This is a genomic window from Rhizobium sp. R693, assembly GCF_002211315.1.
Lineage (GTDB): Bacteria > Pseudomonadota > Alphaproteobacteria > Rhizobiales > Rhizobiaceae > Rhizobium.
In genome coordinates, this window is sequence record NZ_LOKY01000009.1 from 103,516 (window position 1) to 128,055 (window position 24,540).

General features: G+C 61.6%; 28 protein-coding genes and 2 pseudogenes. 20 read left to right on the plus strand and 10 right to left on the minus strand.

Annotated features, from left to right (window positions below; translation table 11 throughout):
• The first annotated feature begins 238 nt into the window (after window positions 1-238).
• From ATY79_RS10375 to ATY79_RS31875, 12 genes are all read left to right on the plus strand, one after another.
• The gene (locus tag ATY79_RS10375; RefSeq protein WP_088703784.1) at window positions 239-2,617 is read left to right on the plus strand and encodes a putative monovalent cation/H+ antiporter subunit A; all 2,379 of its coding nucleotides are present in this window, start codon (window positions 239-241) and stop codon (window positions 2,615-2,617) included.
• Window positions 2,614-3,033 (plus strand): Na(+)/H(+) antiporter subunit B, encoded by a 420-nt coding sequence (locus ATY79_RS10380; protein WP_088692332.1) that lies wholly within the window; start codon window positions 2,614-2,616, stop codon window positions 3,031-3,033. The genes ATY79_RS10375 and ATY79_RS10380 overlap by 4 nt, the downstream gene beginning before the upstream one ends.
• Window positions 3,033-3,410, plus strand: a complete 378-nt coding sequence (locus tag ATY79_RS10385) for a Na+/H+ antiporter subunit C (protein WP_088692333.1) — start codon at window positions 3,033-3,035, stop codon at window positions 3,408-3,410. The genes ATY79_RS10380 and ATY79_RS10385 overlap by 1 nt, the downstream gene beginning before the upstream one ends.
• A complete protein-coding gene (locus ATY79_RS10390; RefSeq protein WP_088703785.1) occupies window positions 3,411-4,967 on the plus strand; it encodes a Na+/H+ antiporter subunit D in 1,557 nt (518 codons plus the stop codon).
• Complete coding sequence (locus ATY79_RS10395) at window positions 4,964-5,437, plus strand: Na+/H+ antiporter subunit E (RefSeq protein ID WP_088703786.1); 474 nt, start codon at window positions 4,964-4,966, stop codon at window positions 5,435-5,437. Before ATY79_RS10390 ends, ATY79_RS10395 begins: the two co-directional genes overlap by 4 nt.
• Window positions 5,434-5,811, plus strand: coding sequence for a cation:proton antiporter (locus tag ATY79_RS10400; protein ID WP_088703787.1), 378 nt, complete (start codon window positions 5,434-5,436; stop codon window positions 5,809-5,811). Before ATY79_RS10395 ends, ATY79_RS10400 begins: the two co-directional genes overlap by 4 nt.
• On the plus strand, window positions 5,808-6,140 hold the full coding sequence (gene mnhG, locus ATY79_RS10405; protein ID WP_189637996.1) for a monovalent cation/H(+) antiporter subunit G: 333 nt from the start codon (window positions 5,808-5,810) through the stop codon (window positions 6,138-6,140). Before ATY79_RS10400 ends, mnhG begins: the two co-directional genes overlap by 4 nt.
• 440 nt (window positions 6,141-6,580) lie before the next feature.
• Complete coding sequence (locus tag ATY79_RS10410) at window positions 6,581-7,012, plus strand: MucR family transcriptional regulator (protein ID WP_007801148.1); 432 nt, start codon at window positions 6,581-6,583, stop codon at window positions 7,010-7,012.
• Between the two features lie 173 nt (window positions 7,013-7,185).
• Window positions 7,186-7,641 carry a helix-turn-helix domain-containing protein gene (locus ATY79_RS30815; RefSeq protein ID WP_088703788.1) on the plus strand — a complete coding sequence of 152 codons (456 nt, stop codon included), beginning with the start codon at window positions 7,186-7,188 and terminating at the stop codon, window positions 7,639-7,641.
• Window positions 7,634-7,993 (plus strand): hypothetical protein, encoded by a 360-nt coding sequence (locus tag ATY79_RS31420; RefSeq protein ID WP_088703789.1) that lies wholly within the window; start codon window positions 7,634-7,636, stop codon window positions 7,991-7,993. The genes ATY79_RS30815 and ATY79_RS31420 overlap by 8 nt, the downstream gene beginning before the upstream one ends.
• Before the next feature lie 30 nt (window positions 7,994-8,023).
• Window positions 8,024-8,242 (plus strand): DUF6456 domain-containing protein, encoded by a 219-nt coding sequence (locus tag ATY79_RS31870; protein WP_280950879.1) that lies wholly within the window; start codon window positions 8,024-8,026, stop codon window positions 8,240-8,242.
• On the plus strand, window positions 8,211-8,432 hold the full coding sequence (locus ATY79_RS31875) for a DUF6456 domain-containing protein (RefSeq protein WP_280950878.1): 222 nt from the start codon (window positions 8,211-8,213) through the stop codon (window positions 8,430-8,432). The genes ATY79_RS31870 and ATY79_RS31875 overlap by 32 nt, the downstream gene beginning before the upstream one ends.
• A 15-nt stretch (window positions 8,433-8,447) precedes the next feature.
• Here the strand turns inward: ATY79_RS31875 and ATY79_RS10430 are convergent, their stop codons facing one another.
• Complete coding sequence (locus tag ATY79_RS10430; RefSeq protein WP_088692338.1) at window positions 8,448-8,870, minus strand: SufE family protein; 423 nt, start codon at window positions 8,868-8,870, stop codon at window positions 8,448-8,450.
• A gap of 205 nt (window positions 8,871-9,075) precedes the next feature.
• A complete protein-coding gene (locus tag ATY79_RS10435) occupies window positions 9,076-9,570 on the minus strand; it encodes a DUF5330 domain-containing protein (protein WP_088692339.1) in 495 nt (164 codons plus the stop codon).
• A 459-nt stretch (window positions 9,571-10,029) separates the two neighbouring features.
• Here ATY79_RS10435 and ATY79_RS10440 point away from each other — a divergent pair, with 459 nt between their 5' ends.
• From ATY79_RS10440 to ATY79_RS10450, 3 genes are read left to right on the plus strand one after another with little or no spacing between them, the layout of a single operon-like run.
• Window positions 10,030-11,562 carry a HAMP domain-containing sensor histidine kinase gene (locus tag ATY79_RS10440; RefSeq protein WP_088703790.1) on the plus strand — a complete coding sequence of 511 codons (1,533 nt, stop codon included), beginning with the start codon at window positions 10,030-10,032 and terminating at the stop codon, window positions 11,560-11,562.
• On the plus strand, window positions 11,534-12,466 hold the full coding sequence (locus ATY79_RS10445) for a peptidoglycan-binding domain-containing protein (protein WP_088692341.1): 933 nt from the start codon (window positions 11,534-11,536) through the stop codon (window positions 12,464-12,466). The genes ATY79_RS10440 and ATY79_RS10445 overlap by 29 nt, the downstream gene beginning before the upstream one ends.
• Window positions 12,467-12,515: 49 nt before the next feature.
• A complete protein-coding gene (locus tag ATY79_RS10450) occupies window positions 12,516-12,872 on the plus strand; it encodes a DUF1491 family protein (protein WP_088692342.1) in 357 nt (118 codons plus the stop codon).
• 6 nt (window positions 12,873-12,878) lie between these two features.
• On the opposite strand, the gene ATY79_RS10455 is transcribed toward ATY79_RS10450, so the two are convergent.
• Both ATY79_RS10455 and ATY79_RS10460 read right to left on the minus strand, forming a co-directional pair.
• The gene (locus ATY79_RS10455) at window positions 12,879-13,892 is read right to left on the minus strand and encodes a DUF2336 domain-containing protein (RefSeq protein ID WP_088703791.1); all 1,014 of its coding nucleotides are present in this window, start codon (window positions 13,890-13,892) and stop codon (window positions 12,879-12,881) included.
• 181 nt (window positions 13,893-14,073) lie between these two features.
• Window positions 14,074-14,280: a hypothetical protein gene (locus tag ATY79_RS10460; RefSeq protein ID WP_088692344.1), complete on the minus strand. Its 207-nt coding sequence runs from the start codon at window positions 14,278-14,280 to the stop codon at window positions 14,074-14,076.
• Between the two features lie 509 nt (window positions 14,281-14,789).
• Here ATY79_RS10460 and ATY79_RS30825 point away from each other — a divergent pair.
• The gene (locus ATY79_RS30825) at window positions 14,790-14,957 is read left to right on the plus strand and encodes a hypothetical protein (protein ID WP_189637123.1); all 168 of its coding nucleotides are present in this window, start codon (window positions 14,790-14,792) and stop codon (window positions 14,955-14,957) included.
• Window positions 14,958-14,967: 10 nt separating this feature from the next.
• On the opposite strand, the gene ATY79_RS10465 is transcribed toward ATY79_RS30825, so the two are convergent.
• The 3 genes from ATY79_RS10465 to ATY79_RS10480 all read right to left on the minus strand — a co-directional run bounded on the left by ATY79_RS10465 (window position 14,968) and on the right by ATY79_RS10480 (window position 17,146).
• A complete protein-coding gene (locus ATY79_RS10465) occupies window positions 14,968-15,522 on the minus strand; it encodes a DUF1254 domain-containing protein (RefSeq protein WP_088692346.1) in 555 nt (184 codons plus the stop codon).
• Window positions 15,515-16,102: a DUF1214 domain-containing protein gene (locus ATY79_RS10470; RefSeq protein WP_088692347.1), complete on the minus strand. Its 588-nt coding sequence runs from the start codon at window positions 16,100-16,102 to the stop codon at window positions 15,515-15,517. Before ATY79_RS10470 ends, ATY79_RS10465 begins: the two co-directional genes overlap by 8 nt.
• Before the next feature lie 363 nt (window positions 16,103-16,465).
• Window positions 16,466-17,146 (minus strand): redoxin domain-containing protein, encoded by a 681-nt coding sequence (locus tag ATY79_RS10480; protein ID WP_088703793.1) that lies wholly within the window; start codon window positions 17,144-17,146, stop codon window positions 16,466-16,468.
• A gap of 291 nt (window positions 17,147-17,437) precedes the next feature.
• Between ATY79_RS10480 and ATY79_RS10485 the strand changes: the two are divergent.
• Window positions 17,438-18,327, plus strand: a pseudogene (locus tag ATY79_RS10485) (site-specific integrase).
• A gap of 3 nt (window positions 18,328-18,330) precedes the next feature.
• Window positions 18,331-19,463, plus strand: a pseudogene (locus tag ATY79_RS10490) (IS91 family transposase); the annotation flags it as partial.
• Window positions 19,464-19,809: 346 nt separating this feature from the next.
• Here the strand turns inward: ATY79_RS10490 and ATY79_RS10495 are convergent.
• Window positions 19,810-20,517 carry a YafY family protein gene (locus tag ATY79_RS10495; RefSeq protein WP_088703813.1) on the minus strand — a complete coding sequence of 236 codons (708 nt, stop codon included), beginning with the start codon at window positions 20,515-20,517 and terminating at the stop codon, window positions 19,810-19,812.
• Window positions 20,518-20,605: 88 nt separating this feature from the next.
• Here ATY79_RS10495 and ATY79_RS10500 point away from each other — a divergent pair, with 88 nt between their 5' ends.
• The gene (locus tag ATY79_RS10500) at window positions 20,606-21,004 is read left to right on the plus strand and encodes a VOC family protein (protein WP_088703794.1); all 399 of its coding nucleotides are present in this window, start codon (window positions 20,606-20,608) and stop codon (window positions 21,002-21,004) included.
• Between the two features lie 143 nt (window positions 21,005-21,147).
• On the opposite strand, the gene ATY79_RS10505 is transcribed toward ATY79_RS10500, so the two are convergent.
• Window positions 21,148-23,286, minus strand: coding sequence for a transglycosylase domain-containing protein (locus tag ATY79_RS10505; RefSeq protein ID WP_088703795.1), 2,139 nt, complete (start codon window positions 23,284-23,286; stop codon window positions 21,148-21,150).
• 187 nt (window positions 23,287-23,473) lie between these two features.
• Here ATY79_RS10505 and ATY79_RS10510 point away from each other — a divergent pair, with 187 nt between their 5' ends.
• Window positions 23,474-23,962 carry a YcgN family cysteine cluster protein gene (locus ATY79_RS10510; RefSeq protein WP_141105548.1) on the plus strand — a complete coding sequence of 163 codons (489 nt, stop codon included), beginning with the start codon at window positions 23,474-23,476 and terminating at the stop codon, window positions 23,960-23,962.
• Window positions 23,963-23,969: 7 nt separating this feature from the next.
• On the opposite strand, the gene ATY79_RS10515 is transcribed toward ATY79_RS10510, so the two are convergent.
• Window positions 23,970-24,524 carry a TetR/AcrR family transcriptional regulator gene (locus ATY79_RS10515; protein WP_088692354.1) on the minus strand — a complete coding sequence of 185 codons (555 nt, stop codon included), beginning with the start codon at window positions 24,522-24,524 and terminating at the stop codon, window positions 23,970-23,972.
• Window positions 24,525-24,540: the final 16 nt, after the last annotated feature.

Genomic DNA, 24,540 nt, shown 5'->3' on the forward strand with positions numbered 1-24,540 from the left:
TTGGTCGCTGCGGAGGCCTAAAGCGCCCTGGACCGCCTCGGTTGATATCGCTTCAACGAGCGCCTCGAAGATGCCGCAAGCAGTCTGCAGACCCGAAACGATCGTTCCCTGTGATTATCTGCCGTTGGCGGTTGCTCTCTGTCGAACAAGACTTGTGACAGCGCGCCTGTTCTCGTACACCTGACGGGACTTCCGGCTTTGGCCGGCTCCACGAAGCGTCGCCAGCAGCGGAGGGCACATGGCCGGTGTCACGGCTTTGACATTTGCGGCCTTGTGTCTGCCACTTCTCGGCGCCGTTCTCGCTCCTTTTCTCGTTCGCGTCTTTGGTGCAAACGCCGCCTGGCCGCTGGCGCTCGCGCCGCTGCTGGCCTTTGCGCACTTTGCCAGCCTGCTGCCCGCGATATCAGGCGGCGGGGTGATTACCGGTGGCTATGCCTGGGTGCCGAGCTTCGACCTCCGTTTTTCCTGGCTGCTCGACGGTCTTTCAGTGACCTTCGCGCTGCTGATTACCGGGATCGGCACGCTGATTGTCCTCTACGCCGGCGGATACCTCAAAGGCCATCCGGATCAGGGGCGCTTCTTCTCGTTCATCTTCCTGTTCATGGGCGCCATGCTCGGCCTCGTCGTATCGGACAGCCTGCTGATGCTCTTCATCTTCTGGGAACTGACGTCGATCACGTCCTTCCTGCTGATCGGGTTTGATCATGAGCGCGAGGCTGCCCGTCGCGCCGCCCTGCAGGCGCTCGTCGTCACCGGCGGCGGCGGCCTCCTGCTGCTGGCGGGCCTGCTCCTGATCTGGAGCACAACAAACGCGACCGACCTGTCGACGTTGCTGCGATCGGGTGATCTGCTGCGCGCCAATCCGTATTATCTGGCAATCCTGATCCTCGTTCTCGGCGGCGCGTTCACCAAGTCGGCGCAGTTTCCGTTTCACTTCTGGCTGCCGAACGCGATGGAGGCGCCGACGCCCGTCTCCGCCTACCTGCACTCCGCAACGATGGTGAAGGCGGGCGTCTATCTCCTGATGCGGCTCAATCCGGTGATGGGCGGGACATCAGCCTGGGCGATCTTGCTGCCGCTCTTTGGTGGCGTGACGCTGATCGTTGGCACACTGCTTGCGGTCCGCCAGACTGATCTCAAGCTCAAGCTTGCCTATACGACGGTCTCGTCGCTTGGCCTTCTGGTGTTGCTGACGGGCTTCGACGCGCGCTACGCCATCGAGGCAGCGGCGCTCTACCTCGTGGCGCATTCGCTCTTCAAGGGCGCGCTGTTTATGGTCGCCGGCATCATCGACCATGAGACCGGCACGCGCGACATTACCAGACTGCGCGGCCTGAGGTCGGCGATGCCGCTGACCTTTGCGGCCGGACTCGCCGCGGCGATTTCCATGGGCGGTCTGCCGCCGTTCTTCGGCTTCCTCGCCAAGGAAGAGATTTATGCCGCGCTGGCGCATGCGGACCCGCGATCGATCGTTTTTACGCTGGTTGCAGTGGTCGGAAATGCGCTGATGTTCGCGGTCGGATTCGCGGTGGCGTTGAAGCCGTTTCTCGGGCCGCTCCTGAAAACGCCAAAGCGCCCGCATGAGGCCCCGCCCTTGCTGTGGATTGGTCCCGTGGTCCTGGCACTACTGGGCCTGATCGGTGCGGTCTTCTCTGCAACCGCGCACCTCTACATCTCGTCTCCCGCGGCGTCCGCTATCCGTGGATCGTCGAGCATGATCGAGATTTCATTGGTCCCGCACGTTGGCGTGCCACTGCTTCTTTCTGCTCTTACGATCGCGCTCGGCATTCTTGTCTATTGGCGGATAGATCAAGAGCGCCTGACCATCGCGGCGGTGCTGCGAAGGCTCGGACCCGGACCGGATCGTGGGTTCGACTACTTTATCACCGGCCTCATCAGACTGTCGGTCCGCGTGACGCGTTTCGTCCAGCCGGGACGACTTGAACTCTACATCACCTGCACCTTCCTCTGCGTCGCGGCCACCCTGCTTGTTCCGCTCTGGCTCTTTGGCGAAATGCCGGCGCTGCCCGTCTGGCCGCGAGAGGTCCAGATCCACGAATGGGCGATCTTCCTGCTCGCCGTCCTTGGCCTGCTCAGCGTTGTCATCGCGCGCGACCGGCTGACGGCGATCGTCTCGCTCGGCATCCAGGGCTTCTCTGTCGCCATCATATTCCTGCTGTTCGGTGCGCCCGACCTTTCCTTCACGCAGTTCATGGTCGAGACCCTGTCGGTCGTCATCCTTGCGCTGGTCATGACCCGCCTTCAATTGTCGCCGGCCGATCGGCGGCCGCTTGGTCAGAAGATATTGGATGGCTGCATCGCGATCGCCTGCGGCTGCGGCTTTGCGCTTCTTCTGATGAAAGCCACTCAGGGGCCCTTCAACAACGCGCTGACGGAGTTCTTCAACACTTACTCGAGGACCATCGCGCACGGCGCCAATGTCGTAAACGTCATCATCGTCGATTTCCGTGGCACCGACACGCTGGGCGAGATCGCGGTCGTTGCCATCACCGGCCTTGCGATCCTCGCCCTCATTCGCATCCGCGCGCAGACCGAGCGCAAGCTTGCGGAAAACGATCCCGATGCGCCTGAGGATCTCGGAGTCGAGCGCCCATGAACACGCTGATCTTCCGCACGATCGCGCCGGTGCTGACGGCCCTGATGCTGCTCTTTTCCGTCTTCGTCCTGCTGCGCGGCCACAACGAGCCGGGCGGCGGCTTTATCGGTGGGCTGATTGCCGCCTCGGCGCTGGCGATCTTCGGCATTGCCCGCGGCGTTGGGGCCGTGCGCCGGGCCATCGTCTTCCATCCGCTGTCGATATCGGGCGCCGGTCTTCTTATGGCGACCTGCGCCGGTCTGTTCTCGATTGTCTTTGCGGTACCGTTCATGACCGGGCTGTGGGTCTATCCTGAAGTAGCAGGTGTCGAAGTGCCGCTCTCGACCGTCATGCTCTTCGATATCGGGGTCTACCTGGTCGTCGTCGGCGCCATCACCTCGATCGCGCTGGCGCTTGAGGAAAGGGAGGTCGAGTGATGGAGCCGCTGTTTGCCATCCTCGTCGGCCTGTTCTTCGCCGCCGCGATCTATCTGATGCTGTCGAAATTCTCGATCCGGATCATGCTCGGCATCGCCGTCTTAGGCAACGCGGTGAATCTGTTGCTGTTTACGGCAGGGCGGCTGACGCGCGAGGTGCCGCCGATCATCCCTGCAAACCTCGATACGCTCCCCGAAGGCGCCGCCAATCCGCTACCGCAGGCGCTGATCCTGACGGCGATCGTCATCTCGTTTTCCTTCCTCGCTTTCCTGCTGGTGCTGACCTATCGCGCCTATCAGGACATCGGCACCGACAACACGGACAAGATGCGTGTCGCCGAGCCCGCCGATCCGCCGCTGCCACCGATGGGGTACTAGATGGCGGCCCCGACGAACACGATCGCCGATCTCTCGGCTGCGATGGTCACAGCGCCCGTGCCTCTTTCAAACTGGCTCGTCATCGCACCTGTCGCGCTCTGCATTACGCTCGGCGCCGTGCTGCTGATGATGCGCAACTCGATGCGGCTGCAGGCGCAGGTCGCCATTCCGGGCCTTGCCGTTCTGGTCCTGCTGGATGCCGCGCTGCTGGCAAAGGTCGTCGCGCATGGTCCGCTGACCATGGTGATGGGGCGCTGGCTTCCGCCCTTCGGTATCGCCTTCACCGTCGATCTCTTCGGCGCGCTGATGGCCTTGACCGCCGCCATCGCGGCGCTCGCAGGCGGGCTCTATGCGTTGAAGGACGTCACCGAAAGCGGCCGGCGATACGGTTTCTTCCCCTTCCTCCTGCTTCTGATGGCAGGCGTTTCGGGAGCGTTCCTGACGGGCGACGTCTTCAACCTCTACGTCTGGTTCGAGGTGCTTCTCATCTCGTCCTTCGGGATGCTGATCCTCGGCTCGGAGCGCGGGCAGATCGACGGGGCGATGAAATATGCGGTGCTGAACCTGATCGGCACGACGCTGTTCCTGATCTCGGTCGGCATCGTCTACGCGGTCTTCGGCACGCTCAACATGGCCGACATCGCGGGCAAGGTGGAAAGTGTGCGCGACACCGCGCCGCTGATGACGCTGTCGGCGCTCGTGCTGCTGGCTTTTGCGATGAAGGCCGCGGCCTTTCCCGTCAATTTCTGGCTTCCGGCCTCCTATCATACGCCGCGCATCGTCGTGTCGGCGCTGTTTGCCGGTCTGCTGACCAAGGTCGGCGTCTACGCCCTGATCCGCATCATCGTCATGCTGCTGCCGGTCGAGCGCGAGCAATTGAGCCTGCTGATCGCGGCAACCGGGGCAGCGACCATCATCATCGGCGCGCTTGGGGCGCTGGCGCAGGACGATATCCGCAAACTGCTCGGCTACGTCGTGATATCGGGCATTGGCAACATGCTGATCGGCATTGCGCTCGGCACGCCGGGCGGCTTGTCCGGCGCGATCTTTTACGCGCTGCATTCGATCGTGCTGATGACGGCGCTCTATCTTCTGGCCGGACAGGCGGCTGCCCTTGCTGGCGGCTTCTCGCTAGCAGGGCTCGGCGGCCTTTATCGCAAGAGCAGCGGCTTTGCTGCGCTCTCCTTCATCCTCTTCGTGGCCGCCTGCGGACTGCCGCCTTTTTCGGGCTTCTGGCCGAAGGTGATTTTGGTCAGGGCGTCGATCGACGTCGGCGCCTGGTGGTTGGCCGCGGCGATCCTGATCGGCGGTTTCCTGCTGACGGTGGTCTTCGGGCGCGTCTTCCTGCTCGCCTATTGGCGGCCGGCGGCGGCGCCGCAGGCGGCAGCCTCCATCGGCTGGCAGGCGGGATTGCCGCTCGCCATCCTGACGGCTCTCGTCGTCGCGTTCGGCATACTGCCCGAACAGTTGCTTGACATGGCGCAGCTAGCAGCGAACGGTCTCATCGATCCGACGCCCTATCTGCAATCGGTCTTTCCGGATGGAGGGATGCCATGATTGCCCTCCTGCTGAACGTCCTGCTGGCCGTCGCCTGGGCTACCGTCACCGGCAATGCATCGCCGCACAACCTCCTCTTCGGCTTTGCGATCGGCGCCTTGTGCTTGTCCGTTGTTCGCGAACCCTATGGCAGCCGGGGGTATCTTCGCCGGTCGTGGGCGATCGTGCAGCTTGCACTTCTGTTCCTGAAGGAGTTGGCGATCTCGGCCTGGAAGGTCGCCGTCACGGTGCTGACGCCCAATATGCGGCTGCAGCCCGGCATTTTCGCCTTTCCGCTGACTGTCGACCGCGATTTCGAGATCACCCTTCTTGCCAACATGATCACCCTGACGCCGGGCACGCTGTCGGTCGATGTTTCCGACGACCGCATGACGCTTTACGTCCACGCGCTGGATTGCTCCGATCCCGAGGCGACCAAACGCAATATCGCCAACGGTTTCGAGCGCCGGATCATGGAGGCCTTCCGATGATCGAACCGCTCGCGATCATTTCCACGGCCGCCGCGATTGCTCTGATGATCCTTGGCGTTGCCTTCCTTCTGGCCGGCTGGCGGGTCCTCGCCGGGCCGACGCTGCCCGACAGGATACTGGCGCTCGATACGCTCTCGGGCACGGCGATCGGTTTCATTGCCGTGCTGGCGGTCAAAACGGGCTTCAGCCTCTACATCGATATTGCGATTTCGCTGGGCCTGGTCGGCTTTCTGGCGACCGTCGCCTTCGCGCGCTTTGTCATGTCGCGCGCGACTGTCGCGGAACGGTACAGCGAAAATGCGGGGGGTGCCTCGAAAAAGCCCAAAGTGGCGGCCAAACGCAGCGGCAAGAAAGACAGGAAGGGCAAGAAATGATGGACTACGCGGCAGCGCTCCTCGTCGCTTTCCTTCTACTTGCCGGTTCGGGGTTTGCGCTTGTCGCCGCTCTTGGCGTTGTGCGGCTGCCGGATCTCTATACGCGCATGCATGCCGCGTCCAAGGCGGGCACAGTGGGCTCGGGCATGCTGCTCTTTGCCGCTGGAGTCGCATCGGGCGAGGTCGCGACCTTTGCGCGCGCGCTTGCTGGCTTCGTCTTCTTCCTGTTGACGGCGCCGGTCGCGACGCACCTCCTTGCCAAGGCCGCGCATCAGACAGGATACCGCCTCGGCCCTCAATCCGTGCGCGATGACCTCGCCAAAAGATGAGAGCGCTTCCGATTCAGTATTTTAAGTTGATTTTTGCACCCACTTGCAGATTTCTTAATGGTTAATGTTTGGGTTCTCGATGAACAATTCTTGCGAAGGTGCATTTTTCGGTAGATATATATGAAATAATAATTGGCGTTTTCGCAAAACGGTGATATTTGATGGTCTAAGTAGAGTTCTGATATTGAATTAGAATCACGTTGCTTATTTCCTCCTTGGCTTTGAATTTCAGTGTTTAATTGAGGAAGTGGGCTGCGTGATAGCGTACTAATTCGAAATCAGGCAGTATAAGAACGGGTTTCGGCCTCAGGAATCTAGGGGTGGATTTCAGTTTTTCGAAACAGGTAGCCGTAGCCTGGGTTTTTTGCTGTTGCTCTACGATGACGGTCTTGTCTTAAGGGGTCGAGACCTTTGGAGCATTGAAACAGGAGAAACGTAATATGACGGATACTGCAGCCGGTAGCGGGCCGGAATTGCTGGTGGAGCTTACCGCAGATATTGTCGCCGCCTATGTCAGCAACCACGTTGTGCCAGTTGGCGATCTCGCTAACTTGATCTCGGACGTGCATTCGGCACTCAGCAACACGTCGACGCCGCAGACTGCAACAGCGGTCGTCGAGAAGCAGAAGCCGGCTGTATCGGTGCGCAAATCCGTCCAGGATGAGCAGATTACCTGCCTGGAATGCGGTGGCAACTTCAAGTCGCTGAAGCGCCATCTAATGACCCATCACAGCCTTTCGCCGGAAGAATACCGCGAGAAGTGGGAGCTCCCTGTCGACTACCCGATGGTAGCGCCGGCCTATGCTGAAGCGCGTTCGCGCCTCGCAAAGGAAATGGGGCTCGGTCAGCGTCGCAAGCGCGGACGCGTTTGATTTTGCCAAGGATTTGATCCTGTAGAGCCGGGCGGAAGCCCGGCTTTGTGTTTTTGGGGTGAATGCATGCGGAAAATAATCCTATTTATTTCCGCCCGTTAAAGAAATTGACGAACCAAAACAACAGAAAGTTGCGCTGTCGCGGCTTCTTCTTTCCTGTGTAGGGTGTATGAATTAATTCCTATTTTAGGAGTTCGTATGCCGATGCAAATTTTGCTTTGCCAGGCGCCTCTGCGCCATCCTTTCCCCAAGTAGCAACGGCGCAAGGCGCGGCCTCTGGTTTTGCCTCACCTCCCGCAACGATGTCTGTCCGCGCTGTGTGCCGGATCTGCGCGCAGATCACCACCGAGATGGTTATGCTTGCCAGCCATCGCATCCAGATGCGTCGGGATCGGCGCCGCACGTTCTGCCATATCAGACAGATCGCCATGTATGTCTGCCATGTCGCTCTCCAGATCCCGCTTTATGAGATCGGTGGAGCCTTCGGCCGTGACCGCACGACGGTCGGACATGCTTGCCATGTCGTCGAGGATCGCCGTGACGATCCGGCGTTCGACGAATTCGTCGCGGCCGTCGAAGGGACGGTCAATTCTGTGTTTCGATCGAACGGGGTATTCGGGAATGAATGACGCGAACAAGGCCATGGTGAAACTTTTGAGGTTCCTGGCGCGCGGCGAGGCGCGGGAGCAGGCATGCGAGGGCCCGGCCCTGTCACTGCACCTCGGCGATGGCTCGCTTCAAATCGTTTCCGAAACCTTGCTGGTCGAGGCTGTATCCGCCGGGCTGGCTAGCCGCGGAAGCGGGCGGATTTGCCTGTGCCCCGCTGCGCGCTCCTATCTCAGGCGTGCCGCCTCCCTGAGGGAGGAGGCCTTCATCGAACAGCATGGCGCAATCGGCCATTTTGCGGCCGAGGTGGACCGCTGCCTGCAGCTCGTGGGATTAACCGGGAGGAATCGCCGCTCTCAAGCCTTGCGCGATTGAAGGAGAAGAGTGGCGGGCCGTTTTCTCCCGGTGGAGGCGCTTGCTGCTGGCGACCGGCTGCTTGCCGATTTCACGCGCAGTCAGTCAAAGCCGCGGATCACCGCCTCCTGGGAACCGCGTCACGCAAGCCGTATGAATGGAGCCCGCGGCGGCAGAGCGGACCTAACCGACAGCGCGATCGCCGCGCGGGTCGGGGGTCAATCGCGCGCTGGAAGCAATGGGACCGGAGCTCGCCGGCGTGGCGCTTGATGTCTGCTGCTTCATGAAGCGGCTGGAGGCCGTCGAACGTGAGCGCCAGTGGCCAGTGCGTTCCGCCAAGCTGATGTTGCGGACGGCGTTGATGGCGCTGTCACGGCACTACAATCCACCCACGCCCGCACGCCGGCCGCGAATGGAGCATTGGGGTGCGGAGGGCTATCGGCCGGAATTGTATTCGTGATTGGTGCCGGGATGCCTAGGCCACCGCGCGCACGCGCGCTTCCTCGCGGATGCGATTGACCATCGAGCGCAAACCGTTGGCGCGCTGCGAGGAAAGGTGCTCGACGAGCCCGATCTTCGAGAACACGTCGAAGGCGTCAAGTGCTGCGATCTCGGAGGCCGCCTTGCCCGAGTAGGTCGCGAGCACGATGGCCACGAGTCCGCGCACGATATGCGCATCGGAGTCGCCTTCGAAGGTCATGACAGGATTGTCCGGGTCGCCCTCGGTATGTGTAACGAGCCAGACCTGGCTGGCGCAGCCCATGACCTTGTTGGCAGACGTCTTCTTGTCGTCGGGAAGGTCTGGAAGTGCCTTTCCGAGCTCGATCACATAGCGATAGCGATCTTCCCAGTCGTCGAGGAAGGAAAAGTCATCGAGGATCTGCTCAAGGGACGTCATGTATTGTGGCCTTTCGTTATCAAGATTTCATATAGGTGAAACGCGGCGAGATTTGAACCATTAAAAAGAAACGCCGCGAAGGATGGGCATCCTCGCGGCGCAGCAAACGCTGAAAATAAACAGGGCAGGCACGTCAGGCATGGGACTTTCCGCGGCTTGGCGGATCGTCGGTGCAAGCTTGGTTGCGGGAAATCCCGCGGAATTCTCAGGTGGCCGGACGCGGCGTCGGCAGCGGAATGGCACCGGTCGTCACGGTGTCGGAAACGCTTTCATCGCCATCGTCAACCGGCGGGCGATAGGGCATTGGCTGGTTCAGCGCTGCGGTCCGTTCCTGCGCCACTGTCTGGGCCTCGGCATGGGAGGGCGCAAGTGCTGCGACGGGTGCGACCGACGTGTTCGCGGCAACGGCCGGCTTGGCAGCCTTGTCGTCGCCGAAGCGGCTGTCGAGAAGTTCGTAGGCGACTCGGGCGCCTTCACGGGCCCGATGGCCGAGCGCGGACATGGTCTCGGCGCCCTTGACGCAGACCTCCGGCTTCTCGCCGCACATGCCGGTCACATAGTCATAGGCGCCTGTCGCCGCGACAAAGGCGTCGGAAAATTGCAATTTCGGTTGCGAACCGGTCGGGCTTTCGCCGCTGAAGAACGACAAGAGCACGAGCACAAGCCCGAACCAGAATGATCCTTTGATCAGAAACCACATAGTCGTTGCCCATCCTGTTTTCCCGTTCGGTCTTGCGCCGAATCGGTCCGATCTTCCGGTGTGCTTTGACCTTAGAGCAGAGTTGCGAATACCGGTTTTCGAATCTCGTCGGCATTTGCGGCAAATTTAGCTCGAATTTTAATGAACGGGATTTGCACCACATTTCAGTCAAATTGTAGTGACCGTCGTTAAGCATGTAACGGGCCTCCCCCTGTAATTGCAGGCAAACCTTGCGGCGAAGCTGCCACAAAGGTTAACGATAGGCTGAAATGTGAGCGAATTCCGTCGCTTACCGCCCGTTAACCGTAAAAACCAAAGCCGCTTCCAGACGCCCAAAAATGGGACATCTCGCTCTATTGAGGTGTGGAGGCGGCTTTTCCCTTATCCTTTCTTTAAGCGCCCAAAGCCTATTGTCGGCCTTGGTAAAGGGCCTTTTTCGGCGGGTATTGCGTGCGTGTAATGAGTAAGATCGCAGAGCGGGCGGCAGCCCTCGTGGACCGGGCAGTTGGAAGCTGGCTCTCCCGGACCGGAGGTGGTGCAGCCGTGCGTCAGCGCGAACTGATGATCCTGCGCCGGCTGGCGCTACTGTCGTCGGCGGCGCTCGTTGCAGCCCCCATCGGGCTCTCCTTGGTCACCAGTCCCGCCATCGCGCTGCCTGTGGGTGTCGCCACCGTATGCGCGGCCTTCTTGTTCTCCGCAGTGGGCAGCATTGCCCTGTCGCGCCAGAGCACGGCAACGGCTGCGGCCGCCCCGCCAATTGCAGAAGACTTCTTCATGGAGGCCACCGCCGGTCTCGCCTTCTTCCTCGATCCTCAGGGCAACGTCACCTCGGTCGGTGGCCGTGACAAGCGCGAGTTTCTCGCCTGGATGCGCGATCCGATCGGTAAGGGCTTTGTCGATCAGATACACGTCTCCGATCGTATCCGTTTTCTGCAGGCACTCGATCAGCTTCGCCAGGGTGAGGCGACTGCCGCAGTCGACCTGCGGCTGGAACGGCCTTCGGTCTCTCGCGACAACAGGCAGTTTGCCTACCTGCGGATGGACCTGACGGCTCGGCAAGACAGCGACGGTGCTCTCTTCAGCGTGATTGCCCAGCTACGCGATGTCTCCTTGGAGCAGCAGTTGCGGCAGGAGGCGCAGAACCGTGCCGATGACGCCCGCTCGGCCAACGATGCAAAGTCGCGGTTCCTCGCCGCCGTCAGCCATGAGCTGCGCACGCCGCTCAATGCGATCCTCGGCTTCTCGGATATCCTAATCGGCGAATATTTCGGCAAGTTCGAGAATGAGCGCCAGCGGGAGTATGTCGGCCTCGTCAGGGATTCCGGCGCGCACTTGCTCTCGGTCGTCAACACCATGCTCGACATGAGCAAGATCGAAGCCGGGCGCTACGAGCTCTGCCTCGAACCCTTCGACATTGCATCCGTCGTTCGTTCCTGCGAGGCAATGCTGGCATTGCAGGCGAAGACCAAGGGTGTCTCGCTGACGAGCCGGGTCCAGCGCGGTCTCGACGAGGTCATAGCCGACCAGCGCGCGATCCAGCAGATCCTGATCAACCTGGTCGGCAATGCCGTGAAGTTCACGGATGCGGGCGGTGCGATCTCGATCGATGCGTCGATGCGCGACGGCGTCCTGAACCTCTGCGTCAGCGACACCGGCATCGGCATACCAAGCGACAAGCTGGAAATGCTCGGTCAACCTTTTGTCCAGATCCAGAATGATTATAGCCGCCGCTTCGAAGGGACGGGGCTCGGTCTGTCGCTGGTGAAGGGCTTGGTGGCGCTGCATGGCGGCGACTTCGCAATCGCCAGCACCCCCGGTGCCGGTACGATCATTACGATTTCCATTGCAGCGGATGGCTCTGGCATTCCGGCTGTGGGTACTGCCCGCAACGATCTTGTCGAGTTCCCGCCGCGACTGAAGGCTGCGCCGGCGCGAGCAGGCGTTTTGGAAGAGGGGCTTTTCGATGGCCGCGAGCAAGCGAAAATCGCCTAAGGGACGGAGAGGTCGGCAGAAACGGCCGAGCCTCCTTCTCACCGGGGCAACCGTCGTCGGCGGTATCGGGCTGCAGGGCGCAAGCGCGCTGGGCGGCGTGATCGGCCGTAACCCGTCGGTCGCGGGCGGCACGGCAGCCTTCTTGGTCATCTTCAGCTTCGTCGCCGCCAACGCGCTCTGGTATCAGCCGGGCGCCCATCCGCACCCCTTCCTGCGCACGCGCGACGCGCTTTTCCCGAATGCGCTTGGTGGCCGCCCGGCCATTGAGGAGCAAAGCGGGAACGTCACGACCTTCAAGATCCAGCGGCAGGACGAGGCCGACGCCACGCAGACCAATGCGACGCCGCCGGCCGCTCCTGGTGGTCAGCAACGGAGCCAGATCGTCATGGACATCCAGACCGAGCTGGTACGGCGCGGCCTCTACAACGGCACACCGGATGGGGTCATCGGTCCGCGCACCAGCGCGGCGATCTTGTTCTTCGAAGAAACCGTGGGCATGCCGCAGACGGGCGAACCGACGCCCGATGTGCTGGCAGCGCTCCGAGCCGACTCGGTCGGCCCCTCGGCGGTTCCGCTGGAAAAGCCGCCGGCCGACGTCACCTCGAAGGCATCCGCCGAGGACCCGGTCGCAGCCGCCATCCGCAGCGCCGAAAAGACCGTCAAGACCGCGCCGACACCGGCAAAAAAAGCCACGCCGTCCGCGGAGTTGTCGACCGTCGATCTCGTCCTGAAGATCCAGAAGGGCCTCAGCAACATGGCCTACGCCAACGTCGGCGTCGACGGCGTGCCCGGCGAACAGACACGCACCGCGATCCGCCACTTCCAGAAGCACTACAACCTTCCGGAGAATGGCGAGCCCAGCGAGGCGGTCCTGAAGAAGCTCAAGGAAATCGGCGCGCTCTGAAGGGCGTGCCCTGCATTGCCGCCATCCGTTTGTCTGCTATAGCTCGCCCATGAGATTGCGCACCGACATCTTCGTCTCCGCCCTTCTGCGTCGCGTTTTTGCCAGGGGCGACTTTGCCGCTGTCGAAGCGAAAGGCGCCGACGAGGCCGGCGCCGTGTTTATCCGCCAGCATTTCCGCGATGGCCTGGAGACGCTCTATGGCCCCGCGCCGCAAAGCCTGTTCGACGGGGAGACGAGCGGCGAGCGACTGTTCGAGCAGCGGCTGACGCGGGAGGAGCCCGAGAGGGTCAGGGAACTCCTCGAGCGTGAACGCAAATTCGATCCTGATCTCTGGGTCGTCGAGCTCGAGGCTGATGATCTCGGTGATATCGTTCCGCTGGTTGATCAGCGGCAGAACCCGTTATAGGCAGGATCAGCGCGAGCGGATGAAACGCCTGCCCCGGGCCGGCGGCACCTCGCGGGCGGAGTGGGCCGGTCCCGTTTCCTCGGGCAGATAGGTATAATTGTCGGCGCGACGCCAAGCCTCGACACGAGCGTTGCACTCTTCCGGATCAAGCCCGTCCAGCACCATCCATGCGCGCGTTACGCCGTGCTGCGGTTCCGCTAGGTGAGGATAAAGCTTTTCGAGCACGAAGACGGCGTCGAGGAAATCCATGCCGAGACTGATGAGCGTGGTCGCGAGCTGCTGTCCGGAGATATCGAGCATGATGCGTTCGGCAAGCCAGCGGCTTGCGGAAAGTCCGTCGGCAAGGGCTTTCGCAAAGAGCGCGGCCTCGCGGTTGCGGGCGAAGCGCACGAGGAGGGCAGCCTGGATCGGCGACAGGTTGCGCAGGCCAAGGCGATCGCCTTCCGGACGGCTGACATGCCGTGCCAGTTCACGGATCTTGTCGCGCATTTCTTCTTCATTGACGCGGCGAGCGGCCGCTTCCGCTTCCTCGAGGGATGTCGCGGCGGGCACTTCGGGCAGTACGACGAGGGGAGCCTCGATCTCGGCCGGTGCCGCCAGTCGCTGGTCAGTCTGGCGCAGTCCGACGAGAGCGTCGATAACGCGCGGCGAGAGAGCATTCCGGCTGACGATCGCCTTCATGTGCGCACTGCCCTGGGTGCGCGCGATCGTGATCAGGGTTTCGTCGTCGATCGCCGGTGACGAGGTGAGGAAGGGGGCGGCGATGTCGATCGGCTGGGAGCCGACGAACAGTGCCACGGCCGCCGGAATCTGCGGGCATTGGGAAAGGGCAGCGACGGCCTGCCGTCGCGCCTCATCGGAAGATGCCTGAAACAACGGCGTGAAGAGTTCGGCGAATTGGCGCAGTTCAGAGCGGGTCGGCGGTTGCAATCCCTCGAAGCTGCTGACGGTCGCCATGAGAACCACGTCCTTCTTCCGGCTGGCGGATGGGGCCTCTAGGTCTCGGAACCGGTCACGCACAAGAACACACCCTGGAAACGCAAAAACGGGATGTCGCAGGACTGGACGCGGAGGGACGCCCCTTACCCCACATAGGTTATGAACAAATCCTACATGGGCAGGGTTAATGCTTACTAAAGACCTTCATGAATTTGTGCCGAAAGGACCCACCGCCCGGCGGTTGCGGAAATTGTGTCCGAGACTAAAGCCCCTTGTGTTCGCGCAGCGCTGCCAGAAGCCTTTCGGCACTGTTGTTTCCGGATTGGTAGAGGTCGAGCGCAGCGGAGGCTGCCAGTTGCGCCTCCGGGCTCTTGATGTCGATCCGCTTTTCCGTACACCAGGCATCGAGCGCATGGCGAAGCACATCGAGGTCCTCGGGGGAGAATGTCGAACCGATAAGCAAAGACATTTTTACCCCTCCTCGTCCGCGGTGAACGGAACAGCGCCCAGCCGAGCGGCCGTGAATTTTCTCCGACTATACAACTTTACCGGTATTGCCAGAGACCGCAATTGATATTTTTGTGACAGGAAATCGTGATCGGGAGGTCCGACGGCACAACCTCCGTTAAGTATATGAATTAATGCTAATATCATTGCGCCGTTGTGGGCCGAATCTTCTTGTGAGACGTTTGAAACCAAAAGACGGTCCGGCGCGTTTATAGAACGTCGTTGAAGTAGCTAATGTTCACGCATGAAATTAACGATCTGTTAACGGTCATATGTCTCAATTCGGATATGAACGGCGGCCGAGCGCTTCGGTCGTCCGGTTTCACATCACGGTATTTCGAACAGGTGCCGTGAGAAAGGCGCGAATGCCTCGGAGCCCCGTATCAGGCTCTACAGGACGCGCTGGCTCGCATAGGCGGGCAGGGTGAGATTGCACAGTTCATCCGTCTCGGGCCGTGCATGGAGACGAGAATGGCAATAGTCGTCGCATTGGCGGACCGTCTGTCTCAGACGCGACGCCGCAAGGGCAAGAACCTAGTCGAGGCACAGATCCTGCTTTTCACCGGCGTGCGTTACGAGCGCCTGACGGAGAGTTCGAAGCGTTCCTCCGGGCATCGCGTTTCGCGGGCCAAAAAATAGATCGATTGCTTCAATTCGAGGAGCCGGCATATTCGTCGCAGCCGGCCTCCGCGAGAAAGTTCCGTGCGGCCGCATCGAAGCTCGCCTGGGGCGCCAATGTCCTCAGCACCGCATAGCCTTCCGAACGCGTGCTTTCCACGAGAATGGTTTTCTGCAGATCCGGTGGCAAAGCCTTGCGAAGCTCGGTCAACTGGATCGGCGTTCCGATCAGAATATCCAGCGCACCGCCGACCGACGTCCTGTCATTCATGCTGAAGACCTCGTTCGAGGCCTCATCGTAGAGTGCTGTCGACCAGAACGGCACATTGCCTTTCGCAGTCAGCCGGACCGGATTTTCCTCGATGTCGAACGCGCAGACAGCGGTGCGGACAAAGGGATCGTCGTTGGAAAGTCCTGCCGCGTCATCGGCGGCCCCAAGCAGGTAGAACTTGTCGAGATCGCCCTCGGACGCGACACGGGTCGCGGCATCCCTGCCTGTAAAGTGCGGCAGCGAGAGGATGATCACGAGATGCAGCAGTGCTGCCCCGAAAAGTCCCGCGAGGATGGCGAAGAGGATCCTAAGCATTGCCGCATCCGGTTTTCTGGAGCTTCGGCATAGCAAGGTCGATAACGCCGGAGCTACCGGCTGTCGGGGTGTCGAAAAGCGTCAGGACGAGCTGGAACGTGCCGGCCGCCGGCAGCGCGAGCCAATTGCCCGGCCGCGCCTGCGCGGAAATGTCGATTGAGAAGCTGCTGTCGGGCTGCCGCAGCACCGTCCAGGAGTTCATCGCGCCGGGAAGTCCCGTCCGCAGCGAGGCCGGGTTGCCGCTATTATCAGCGGTAAACAGCGTCCAGATCCGGGCAGGCGGCGTCTGCCCCGTGATGCGATAGCTGCAGCCGGCATTCAACCGCGTGCCGGCATCGTCGACCTTGGCGGTGAACATCAGGCCTTCGGCGTTTCCGTAAAGCAGGCGCCCGGCGCGCGCCCTGTGCGATTTAGCGTAAGGGTCGGCGCTTTCCGTCTGCAGCTCGGGGAACGCCTCCCATGCGCCGAGCTTGATCGCGCCGAAGCCGGCCGTTGCGTCCAGCGCGTAGAGCGAAATCATGATCCCGCCGCCAAAGGCGATAATCAAAGTCATCGCTATGAAGAGAGGAAACCGAAACACTATGCGCCCTTGAGAAACACGACGACCTTGAGAAACAAATCAGTTGAAAGGGTTACCACTGATTCTAGCTGGGCGGAATGGTGCAGGCGATTGTCGGTGGCGTATCCCGGTCGGAACGGACAGCCAAATCTCCGCAGCTTCTGCGAAAAGCGTCTTCCGGATGTCTGAATTCATCCGCCGTGGGTCAAGAGAAAGCGCTCGCGGGCATTCCGGCCGTTTTCGGCAAAAGCGGACGAGCGTCTGATCCGATTGAACTCTAACTGACAGCCCGTTGCGCTTGTTTGCGCTTTTAATCCTGACTATCAGCGGTCAAAATCCTTCCCACCCGATGAGGTGGTGCACGCTTGACGAATGGCGACGCCTTCAGCGTCGGAGGCTGCTGGCAGCGGCGAGCATTTCCGCCGCGTTTGGAAAGATGCAGAGGCTGTCAGGCCCGTCGTGCGCTTCAATTTGCACCCAGCGAACGATGCCATCGCCGTCGATGAGGAAGTGCCCGACAAGCTGTGTCGGGTGCCTTGCGAAGATGGCATGATCAACTTCAGTAAGCTCGAAGCCGTCTTGGGCGTTGAGTAAGGCATTGGCCGCCATCGGGTGTAACGCTTCCGGCAATTCGCCCGTCGGGTTAATGCGAGCGGCCTCGAATTGCTCCATGCTTGCCCGATAGGGCCATACTGGTTTCTCGCGGCTGTCCTCGGGCAGGAAGTCGCCGTGCGGCACGCCGAAGGCCCGGTGCGTGGAGCAATCCTGGTCACACAGGAGCACGGCCGGCGTCGGCCGGTGCTCGAAATATATGCGGGCGCGTTCCACCGGCGTGTTGATCACGGCAACTGTTTCCACCCCCGCGGCGCGCAGGGCAGGCTGTAGACTACCGAGTTGCCCCACCTGACGCCGGCAGAACGGGCAGTGCAACCCGCGGAAGAAGGCGATCAGAAAAGGGTGACCGTGAAGGCTCGCGAGTGAAACCATTCCTTTTTGATTTGCCGACGGAAGTGCGAAGGCGGGTGCGTATTCCCCTGGTTGGAGCGGGCGCTTCTGGTCTCCCATGGCATTTGTCCTCTGCTAGGAGTTCAGGTGAATGCTGGGCTTGATCCAAGTCCAACACCTATCACGCCACGGCACCACTCGCCATGTTCACGGTGCAATCGGCTGCAGTGCGAAGCTTCAGAAGTCTTACGACGGCGACACGGACATTACATAGTGGCTGCTCTCGGGCCCATGCACGAACCCGCTTCGCGGGAGGGCGTGCGCGGTGAGGTTGGTGTGATTATCTGAAGTTCTAGGCAGGCTGTTGGTGTTGCCTGACCATCGAGTTCCCTTCAACGAGAGGAACGTTCAATGGTCAGCTTTTCACATGATGCCCCGACCACACCGCTTCGCCAGCGCATGCAAGAAGATATGGTGATGCGGGGTCTGGGATCCCACACTCAGCAGGACTACATCCGTCATGTCCGGCGCTTCGCCACTTTTCTTAGGCGCACGCCTGATACGGCAACGGCCGAGGACATTCGGCGCTTCCAGTTGTATCAGCATGAGAACGGTGTGGGCCCGGCGACGATCAACAGCACGGTTTCGGCGCTACGCTTTCTGTTTACGGTGACGCTGAAGCGGCGGGATATGGCGCGAGCGCTGGTGATCACCCGCAATCCACGCAAACTACCCGATGTGCTGAGCTTGGAGGAAGCTGCACGGTTGCTCGAGGCGGCGCCAGGCATCAAATACAAAGCGGCGCTCGGCGTGGCCTATGGCGCGGGCTTGCGCGTCTCAAGGTCGATGACATCGACTCGACACGCATGCTGATCCGCGTTGAACAAGGCAAGGGACGCAAGGATCGCAATGCCATGCTTTCTCCGCAACTCCTTGAACTGCTGCGACTGTGGTGGCGCGAAGGAAAGCGGCGCGGCGTGATGCTACCTCATGGCTGGCTGTTTCCGGGACGCAGTCGCACCGACCCGATCTCGTCGCGGCAACTGCATCGCGCGGTTCAGGAAGCAGCCGAGGTCGCCGGCATACACAAGCGCGTCAGCCCGCATACCCTACGGCACAGCTTTGCCACCCACCTTCTGGAGGATGGCACCGATATCCGTGTCATCCAGGTTCTGCTCGGACATAGCAAGCTGGAGACGACCGCGCTCTATGCCAAGGTTTCTACCCGGACGATCCATGCGGTCGCTGGGCCGCTCGACCGGCTGATGGCACTTATGGAAGGCAAGACGCCCGACGGCTGAGCCATGCGCACCTCGATCGAGGTTGCCGATATCTTCCGTGTTGCCGGGCGGACCTATCGGAAAGCCCATGGGGGACACCTCAGCTTGGCCCAGCTCAAGGTGATGTCGGCGGTAGAACACTGCCGCACCGCTGCATTGGGCGGCACGTCGAGGCCTGCGAGGATTGCGGAGAGTGGCGCATTGCCTACAATTCCTGCCGGAACCGGCACTGTCCGAAGTGCCAGGGCGCCGCCGCACGCACATGGCTCGCCGAACGAGAGGCTGATCTCTTGCCGGTTGGATACTTCCATGTCGTCTTCACGCTGCCTGCCGAGATCGCCGCGATTGCCTTCTACAACAAGGCGCTGGTTTACGACCTTCTGTTCAAGGCCGCATCGGAAACGATGCTGACGATCGCCGCCGATCCGAAGCATCTCGGGGCGCGCATCGGCATCACTGCCGTGCTGCACACATGGGGATCGGCCATGACCCATCATCCCCATGTTCACATGATCGTGCCGGGCGGCGGCATAGTCCTTGATGGGTCACGCTGGATATCGTCACGTCCAGCATTCCTCTTGCCGGTGCGTGTGCTCGGCAAGCTCTTCCGGCGCTTGTTCCTCACGCGACTGCTCCAGTTCCACGATGCCGGGCGGCTCGCCTTCTTCTGTTCGGCTGCGCATCTCGCTGACCGCCGGGCATTCGGACGGTACCTATCGCCGGTGCGCAGGAAGCGTTGGGTCGTTTATGCCAAGCCGCCCTTCGCGGGACCTGAGGCGGTTCTTGCCTATCTCTCGCGCTATACGCACCGGGTGGCCATCTCGAACAGTCGTCTGATCTCGTTCGACGAGACCGGTGTCACCTTCCGCTACAAGGACTACCGCCGCGAGGGCCGCGACCGGCAGCAGGTCATGACGCTTGCCCCCGACGAGTTCATTCGCCGCTTCCTGCTCCACGTTCTGCCGCGCGGGTTCCACCGCATCCGGCATTACGGTCTGCTCGCCGGCAGTTCCCGAAAGATCAGCATCACTCGCGCCCGCGAACTCCTGAACGCTGTCCCGCCGCCTGCTGACGACACAGCCGACGAGCCGATCGAGGTCCGCCCGCCATGCCCATGCTGCGGCGGACGCATGATCGTCATCGAGGTGTTCGAACGCTGGCGGCAACCGCGTGGACCGCCAGACAAGTGCGTCATGACCCGGCATGGCAGATCCATTCATATGGACCACTCAAAACAGAGCCGGCCAACGGGAGGCCCTGCGCCAGTCCCTATGGCGACGGCATTCAGCCTGGCAAACGTGCTCCCAGTCACCACGAAAATCTCGGCAATCACACCTGCAAACACCACTCTCGGCCTGCTGGGGCTGACAAACGTCGCTGCGATCGACGGCCGCCGGAACATCCGACACACAAAACCCCATAGCTCAGAGAATGCCGACCGCGGGTTCCTGCATGAGAGGCTTTCGTACGCCTGACGGCACCCGAAACCCTTAACCGAAGCGGTCATTGCACCTCACGGGATTTCCGCATTTCGGCATCGCGCCGCTGTTGCCATTGCTGCCTCAGCTTGCTCCTGGACATGCCTATAGATTCATCGAGAATCTCGACTTTGAGGATACGTTCGGTGCGGAAATGACGGAAGGCTTGTTTCGATTGGCACCACGCGATCAAGAGGCTGTGCGTGTCGGCATAGCCGAGAAGCACAGGCCACACGATGCGGCTGGTAACCGCGCCATCCGCCGCGCGATAGTCGAGCGCAAGCTTGCGGCCTTCCCTGATCGCCAACCTGAGCAGACGCGTGTCGCGTGTCACGTCGCCGCCGACATCATCCGGTTTGATGCTGACGGCGGGTTGGGTAATATAGGGAAGAAAGTCCTGCGGCATGACCGATGTGATCTTGGCCATTGCATCGCTCGCGGCATTCCGGATGGCCGCGTCGTTCAACCTTGCCACCATCTGAACGCCGAGCACGACGGCCTCGATCTCGTCAGGCGTCAGCATGAGCGGTGGCATGTCGTATCGTGGATCGAGGACGTAGCCGAACGCCGCTTCGCCTTCGATTGGAACACGCTGGGCAATCAGGTGTGCGATATCGCGGTAGACGGTTCGCCGCGCGACCTCAAGTTCATCCGCAAGCTCAGACGAGGTCACCGGGCGGCTCGACCGTCGAAGAATCTGGATGATCTGAAAAAGCCGATCTGCTTTTCGCATGCCTGATGACTCCTGCTGCCACAACGCTGTCAGCACGGCTGTGTCACAAAAGCAAGGAAAGAGATGGTCGTGCATCAGGGAGAAGATCATGAAGTTCGCATCCACCCGCCTCATTGCCTCGGATATCAACAGCATGGTGGCCTTTTATGAGCTTGTGACGGGCTGCCGCGCGGACTGGCTTGCGCCCGTCTTCGCAGAGATCGTCACCCCCGGCGCTAGCCTCGCAATCGGCAGCGCGGAAACCGTGGCCTTGTTCAGCGAGGGTAGCGCGGAGCCAGGAGCCAACCGGACGGCCATTCTCGAGTTCATGGTGCCGGACGTCGATGCGGAATTCACGCGGCTCAAGGACCAGGTCACGGTCGTGCACGCACCCAAGGATTTGCCATGGGGCAATCGGACAGTGCAGTTTGCCGACCCCGAGGGGACACGCGTCGCCCTCTATACACCCGTAGCCGACGCCGCGAGACGGCGTTTCGCTGGCCGTTGATTGGCCAAAACCGTTGGCCGAAGCTTGTCTTTGAGGAACGTTCCGTGCGCAGGGGACCGCAACCAGCGCGGCTCGCCGTCCACACATGGCGCAAAGGGACCCCTTTTCGCCACGTTGATCCTCATGTACTCCCGGCCGTGGCCCTACCCGGCACTCGCCACCTTTTGCGCGGCAAGCGGCGGTGCCAACTTCAATGCCTGCCCAAGTTCCTTGAGAATGCGCGTGGATTCGACCGAGAGCATCCGAGGGCGAACGAGGGGAGGCGGGCTGCCTTCCTCCGGCTTAGTGGCGGCAACGGTCTTGGCCGTCTTGTCGGGTGGCAGCGGCTGCGCGCCGGGAATCTGCCGGAGCGTGATGCCCTGGTGGGCATAGTCCATGGCGCGCTTGAAGGTCATGGCGGGCAGCGAGCCGCCGGTCATCTTGTTCGTCGAGGTGTAGTCGTCGTTGCCGAACCAGACAGCGGCCGTGTAGTTGCCGGTGTAGCCGATGAACCAGGCGTCGCGGTAAGCCTGCGTCGTGCCGGTCTTGCCGGCGGTCAGGATGCCGTTGTCGAGCGCTGCCTTCCGCGCCGTTCCGACATAGGGGACGCGCGACAGCATCTGGTTCATGTAGGTATCGGCCTTCTCGGAGAGCACCCGTTTGGCGGGTGGCTCGTCGTGGTCGAAGTCGTAGAGGACGTCGCCGCCGTAATCGAGGATCTGCGTGATGCCGTGACGGCGCGACTGGTAGCCGCCTGCCGGGAAGACGGCGTAGGCGGTCGCCTGGTCGAGCACGGTCACCTCGGAGGTGCCGATCGGGATCGTCACGTCGTCGCGGATCGGCGTCTCGACGCCGAGGTTTTTCGCCATGGCGCGGATCGGCTGGATGCCGAGCTTCTCCTTGGCAAGCCGCACCGGGATGGTGTTGATCGACTGGGCGATGGCGGTCGCGATGGTGATGCGGCCGGCATATTTGTTGGCGTAGTTGTGCGGGCTCCAGTTACCCCAGTAGATCGGCGCGTCGACGACGATGGTATCGGGCGTCATGCCACTCTCCATCGCTACGGAATAGGTGTAGACCTTGAAGGACGAGCCCGGCTGGCGCAGCGCCTTGGTGGCGCGGTTGAACTGGCTTTCGCCATAATCCCGGCCGCCGACCATGGCCCGTACCGCGCCGCCGTTTTCGATCACCACCATCGCGCCCTGCTTGGCGTGATAGCTCTCGCCATATTCGCGCAACGACGTCTCGACGGAATCTTCGGCGGCACTCTGCAGGCCCATGTCGATCGTGGTCCGAACGACCAGCGAATGCTGGTGGAAGCGCGGCGACAGGCGCATCACCTCGTCAAACGCCCAGTCGAGGAAGAAATCGGGCGATTCCACCTGGTTGCGGTCGACGACCGTCGCCGGATTGCGCCGGGCGGCGATGACCTGGCCCTCGGTCATCAGGCCGCTCTGTACGAGGTTGGTCAGCACCTCGTTGGCGCGACCGCGCGCCGCCGGCAGGTTGACGTGCGGCGCATATTTCGCCGGCGCCTTGAACAGGCCGGCGAGCATCGCGGATTCGGCCAGATTGACGTCGGTGATGCTCTTGCCGAAATAGAACTGTGCTGCGGCGGCAGCGCCAAAGGTACCGCCGCCCATGTAGGCGCGGTCGAGATAGGTGGAGAGGATTTCCTTCTTGGAAAGATTGGCTTCGAGCCACAGCGCCAGGAAGGCTTCTGTGATCTTTCGGTCGATCGAGCGTTCGTTGGAAAGGAACAGGTTCTTGGCGAGCTGCTGCGTCAGCGTCGAGCCGCCCTGCACGACTTCGCCAGCCTGGGCGTTGGTGACGAGCGCGCGGAAGAGGCCGATGACGTCGATGCCGAAGTGATCGAAGAAGCGGCGGTCCTCGGTCGCCAGCACCGATTTGATCAGCGCGTCGGGCAGTTCGTCGATCGGCACGGAGTTCTGGTGGATGACACCGCGATGGCCGATGACATTGCCATAGCGATCGAGGAAGGTGACGGCGTAGTCGCCGCGATTGCGCCAATCTTCCTTGGTAGCCTCGAAGGCAGGCTGGGCGAGGGTGAGCATCAGGACGGCGCCGACGGAACCCCATGTCAGGCCTTCGCCGGCCAGTTCGAAGACGATGCGCTTCCAGCCGCGGACACGAAAGCGGCGGAAGAAGATGGTGATGTCTTCCCAGATCTCGGCGGAGCGAAAACCGGCGTTCCAGATGGTCGAATCGATCCACGAGTCGATCTTCAAAAGCAGGTGGCGTTGCTTGCGCGGCCGTTTTTCTGGATTGTCCGGATCCGTCACGTCTTATATTCCCGCCCGATCAGTCACTTCGACGTCGGAGGAACCTGACGCCGGACTATGGCAAATCTGCCGACAGTGCCCCGGCGTAACCGGAGCTTGGTGAATCATTGGTTGATTTGCCTGACAAGAACAAGAGAAATGGAAGCCCTCACGCGATTTTGCGCGGAGCTGTTGCAAGAACGGAATGATGGAAGACATACCCTTCTGGAAGACGAAGACGCTCGCCGAGATGACGACGACCGAGTGGGAGAGCGTATGCGACGGCTGCGGCCTCTGTTGTCTCAACAAGCTCGAGGAGTGGGATAGCGGCGACATCTATTTCACCTCGATCCGCTGCAAGCTGCTCGACGACCACAGCTGTCGCTGTTCCTCCTACGAGAACCGTTGGGATTTCGTCCCCGATTGCGTCCAGCTCACCAAGGAAAACGTCGACGAGATCGCCTGGCTGCCGCCGACCTGCGGCTACCGGCTGATCAACGAGGGGCGCGATCTCTACTGGTGGCATCCGCTGGTGTCAGGCGATCCCGAGACCGTGCATGCGGCCGGCATTTCGGCACGCGGCCGGACAATCAGCGAAACCGAGGTCAAGGTCGACGACTTCGAGGATTACGTGGTGGATTGGCCGCTGACGGTGGGTGACGAACCGCGGGCACAGGAGCCAGAAACGGCCAAGTAGTGCCGGGCTAGGCGACAGTCTCAAGAAACTGGGCTAGCTCTCCACGCACATAGTCTTCGATCGAGCCCTGCGGCTCGAAGCCCCACCAGAGCAGGCAGCCCTGCCACTGGGAGAGCATCAGCCGTCCAAGCGGAGCTTTGCCTTGGGCGCCAAGGCATTGGTCGAGTGCTGCGGCCAGTGTCTTTCCCCAGGCCGCGCCGCGTGCGCGCAACGCGGGATCGCGCAGATCCTCCCGGAGTACCAGCAGGCCTTCCGCGTAAGAGGCGGCATCTTCGCCGTAGTCCTTGGAAAGTCCGGCGAGCAGGTCGACGGCGCCTTCGGCTGTCTCAGGAACGGATCGGATCAGCCGGGCCGTTTCCATGTCCAGCCGGTCCCAGGCGCGCAACAAGCAGGCCCGCCGCATCGCCGCCTTGGTACCGAAGCGCTGCACCAGCGTCGAGCCCGAAAGACCGCTGATCTTCGCCACCGCGCCGAAACTCGCCGCGTCAGGGCCTTCCGCATGGACGAGGCCCAGCACCATATCGAGAAGCTGTTCGTCCGAAAGCGTGCGGGGGCGCGGCATGAAGTTTCCTCTTGCG

Excerpts from the sequence above, each read along its gene's own strand:
- ATY79_RS10375 (WP_088703784.1), top strand. The coding sequence starts at position 239 with ATGGCCGGTGTCACGGCTTTGACATTTGCGGCCTTGTGTCTGCCACTT.
- ATY79_RS10380 (WP_088692332.1), top strand. The coding sequence starts at position 2,614 with ATGAACACGCTGATCTTCCGCACGATCGCGCCGGTGCTGACGGCCCTG.
- ATY79_RS10385 (WP_088692333.1), top strand. The coding sequence starts at position 3,033 with ATGGAGCCGCTGTTTGCCATCCTCGTCGGCCTGTTCTTCGCCGCCGCG.
- ATY79_RS10390 (WP_088703785.1), top strand. The coding sequence starts at position 3,411 with ATGGCGGCCCCGACGAACACGATCGCCGATCTCTCGGCTGCGATGGTC.
- ATY79_RS10395 (WP_088703786.1), top strand. The coding sequence starts at position 4,964 with ATGATTGCCCTCCTGCTGAACGTCCTGCTGGCCGTCGCCTGGGCTACC.
- ATY79_RS10400 (WP_088703787.1), top strand. The coding sequence starts at position 5,434 with ATGATCGAACCGCTCGCGATCATTTCCACGGCCGCCGCGATTGCTCTG.
- mnhG (WP_189637996.1), top strand. The coding sequence starts at position 5,808 with ATGATGGACTACGCGGCAGCGCTCCTCGTCGCTTTCCTTCTACTTGCC.
- ATY79_RS10410 (WP_007801148.1), top strand. The coding sequence starts at position 6,581 with ATGACGGATACTGCAGCCGGTAGCGGGCCGGAATTGCTGGTGGAGCTT.
- ATY79_RS31420 (WP_088703789.1), top strand. The coding sequence starts at position 7,634 with ATGAATGACGCGAACAAGGCCATGGTGAAACTTTTGAGGTTCCTGGCG.
- ATY79_RS31875 (WP_280950878.1), top strand. The coding sequence starts at position 8,211 with ATGGGACCGGAGCTCGCCGGCGTGGCGCTTGATGTCTGCTGCTTCATG.
- ATY79_RS10430 (WP_088692338.1), bottom strand. The coding sequence starts at position 8,870 with ATGACGTCCCTTGAGCAGATCCTCGATGACTTTTCCTTCCTCGACGAC.
- ATY79_RS10435 (WP_088692339.1), bottom strand. The coding sequence starts at position 9,570 with ATGTGGTTTCTGATCAAAGGATCATTCTGGTTCGGGCTTGTGCTCGTG.
- ATY79_RS10440 (WP_088703790.1), top strand. The coding sequence starts at position 10,030 with ATGAGTAAGATCGCAGAGCGGGCGGCAGCCCTCGTGGACCGGGCAGTT.
- ATY79_RS10445 (WP_088692341.1), top strand. The coding sequence starts at position 11,534 with ATGGCCGCGAGCAAGCGAAAATCGCCTAAGGGACGGAGAGGTCGGCAG.
- ATY79_RS10450 (WP_088692342.1), top strand. The coding sequence starts at position 12,516 with ATGAGATTGCGCACCGACATCTTCGTCTCCGCCCTTCTGCGTCGCGTT.
- ATY79_RS10460 (WP_088692344.1), bottom strand. The coding sequence starts at position 14,280 with ATGTCTTTGCTTATCGGTTCGACATTCTCCCCCGAGGACCTCGATGTG.
- ATY79_RS30825 (WP_189637123.1), top strand. The coding sequence starts at position 14,790 with ATGGCAATAGTCGTCGCATTGGCGGACCGTCTGTCTCAGACGCGACGC.
- ATY79_RS10465 (WP_088692346.1), bottom strand. The coding sequence starts at position 15,522 with ATGCTTAGGATCCTCTTCGCCATCCTCGCGGGACTTTTCGGGGCAGCA.
- ATY79_RS10480 (WP_088703793.1), bottom strand. The coding sequence starts at position 17,146 with ATGGGAGACCAGAAGCGCCCGCTCCAACCAGGGGAATACGCACCCGCC.
- ATY79_RS10495 (WP_088703813.1), bottom strand. The coding sequence starts at position 20,517 with ATGCGAAAAGCAGATCGGCTTTTTCAGATCATCCAGATTCTTCGACGG.
- ATY79_RS10500 (WP_088703794.1), top strand. The coding sequence starts at position 20,606 with ATGAAGTTCGCATCCACCCGCCTCATTGCCTCGGATATCAACAGCATG.
- ATY79_RS10510 (WP_141105548.1), top strand. The coding sequence starts at position 23,474 with ATGGAAGACATACCCTTCTGGAAGACGAAGACGCTCGCCGAGATGACG.
- ATY79_RS10515 (WP_088692354.1), bottom strand. The coding sequence starts at position 24,524 with ATGCCGCGCCCCCGCACGCTTTCGGACGAACAGCTTCTCGATATGGTG.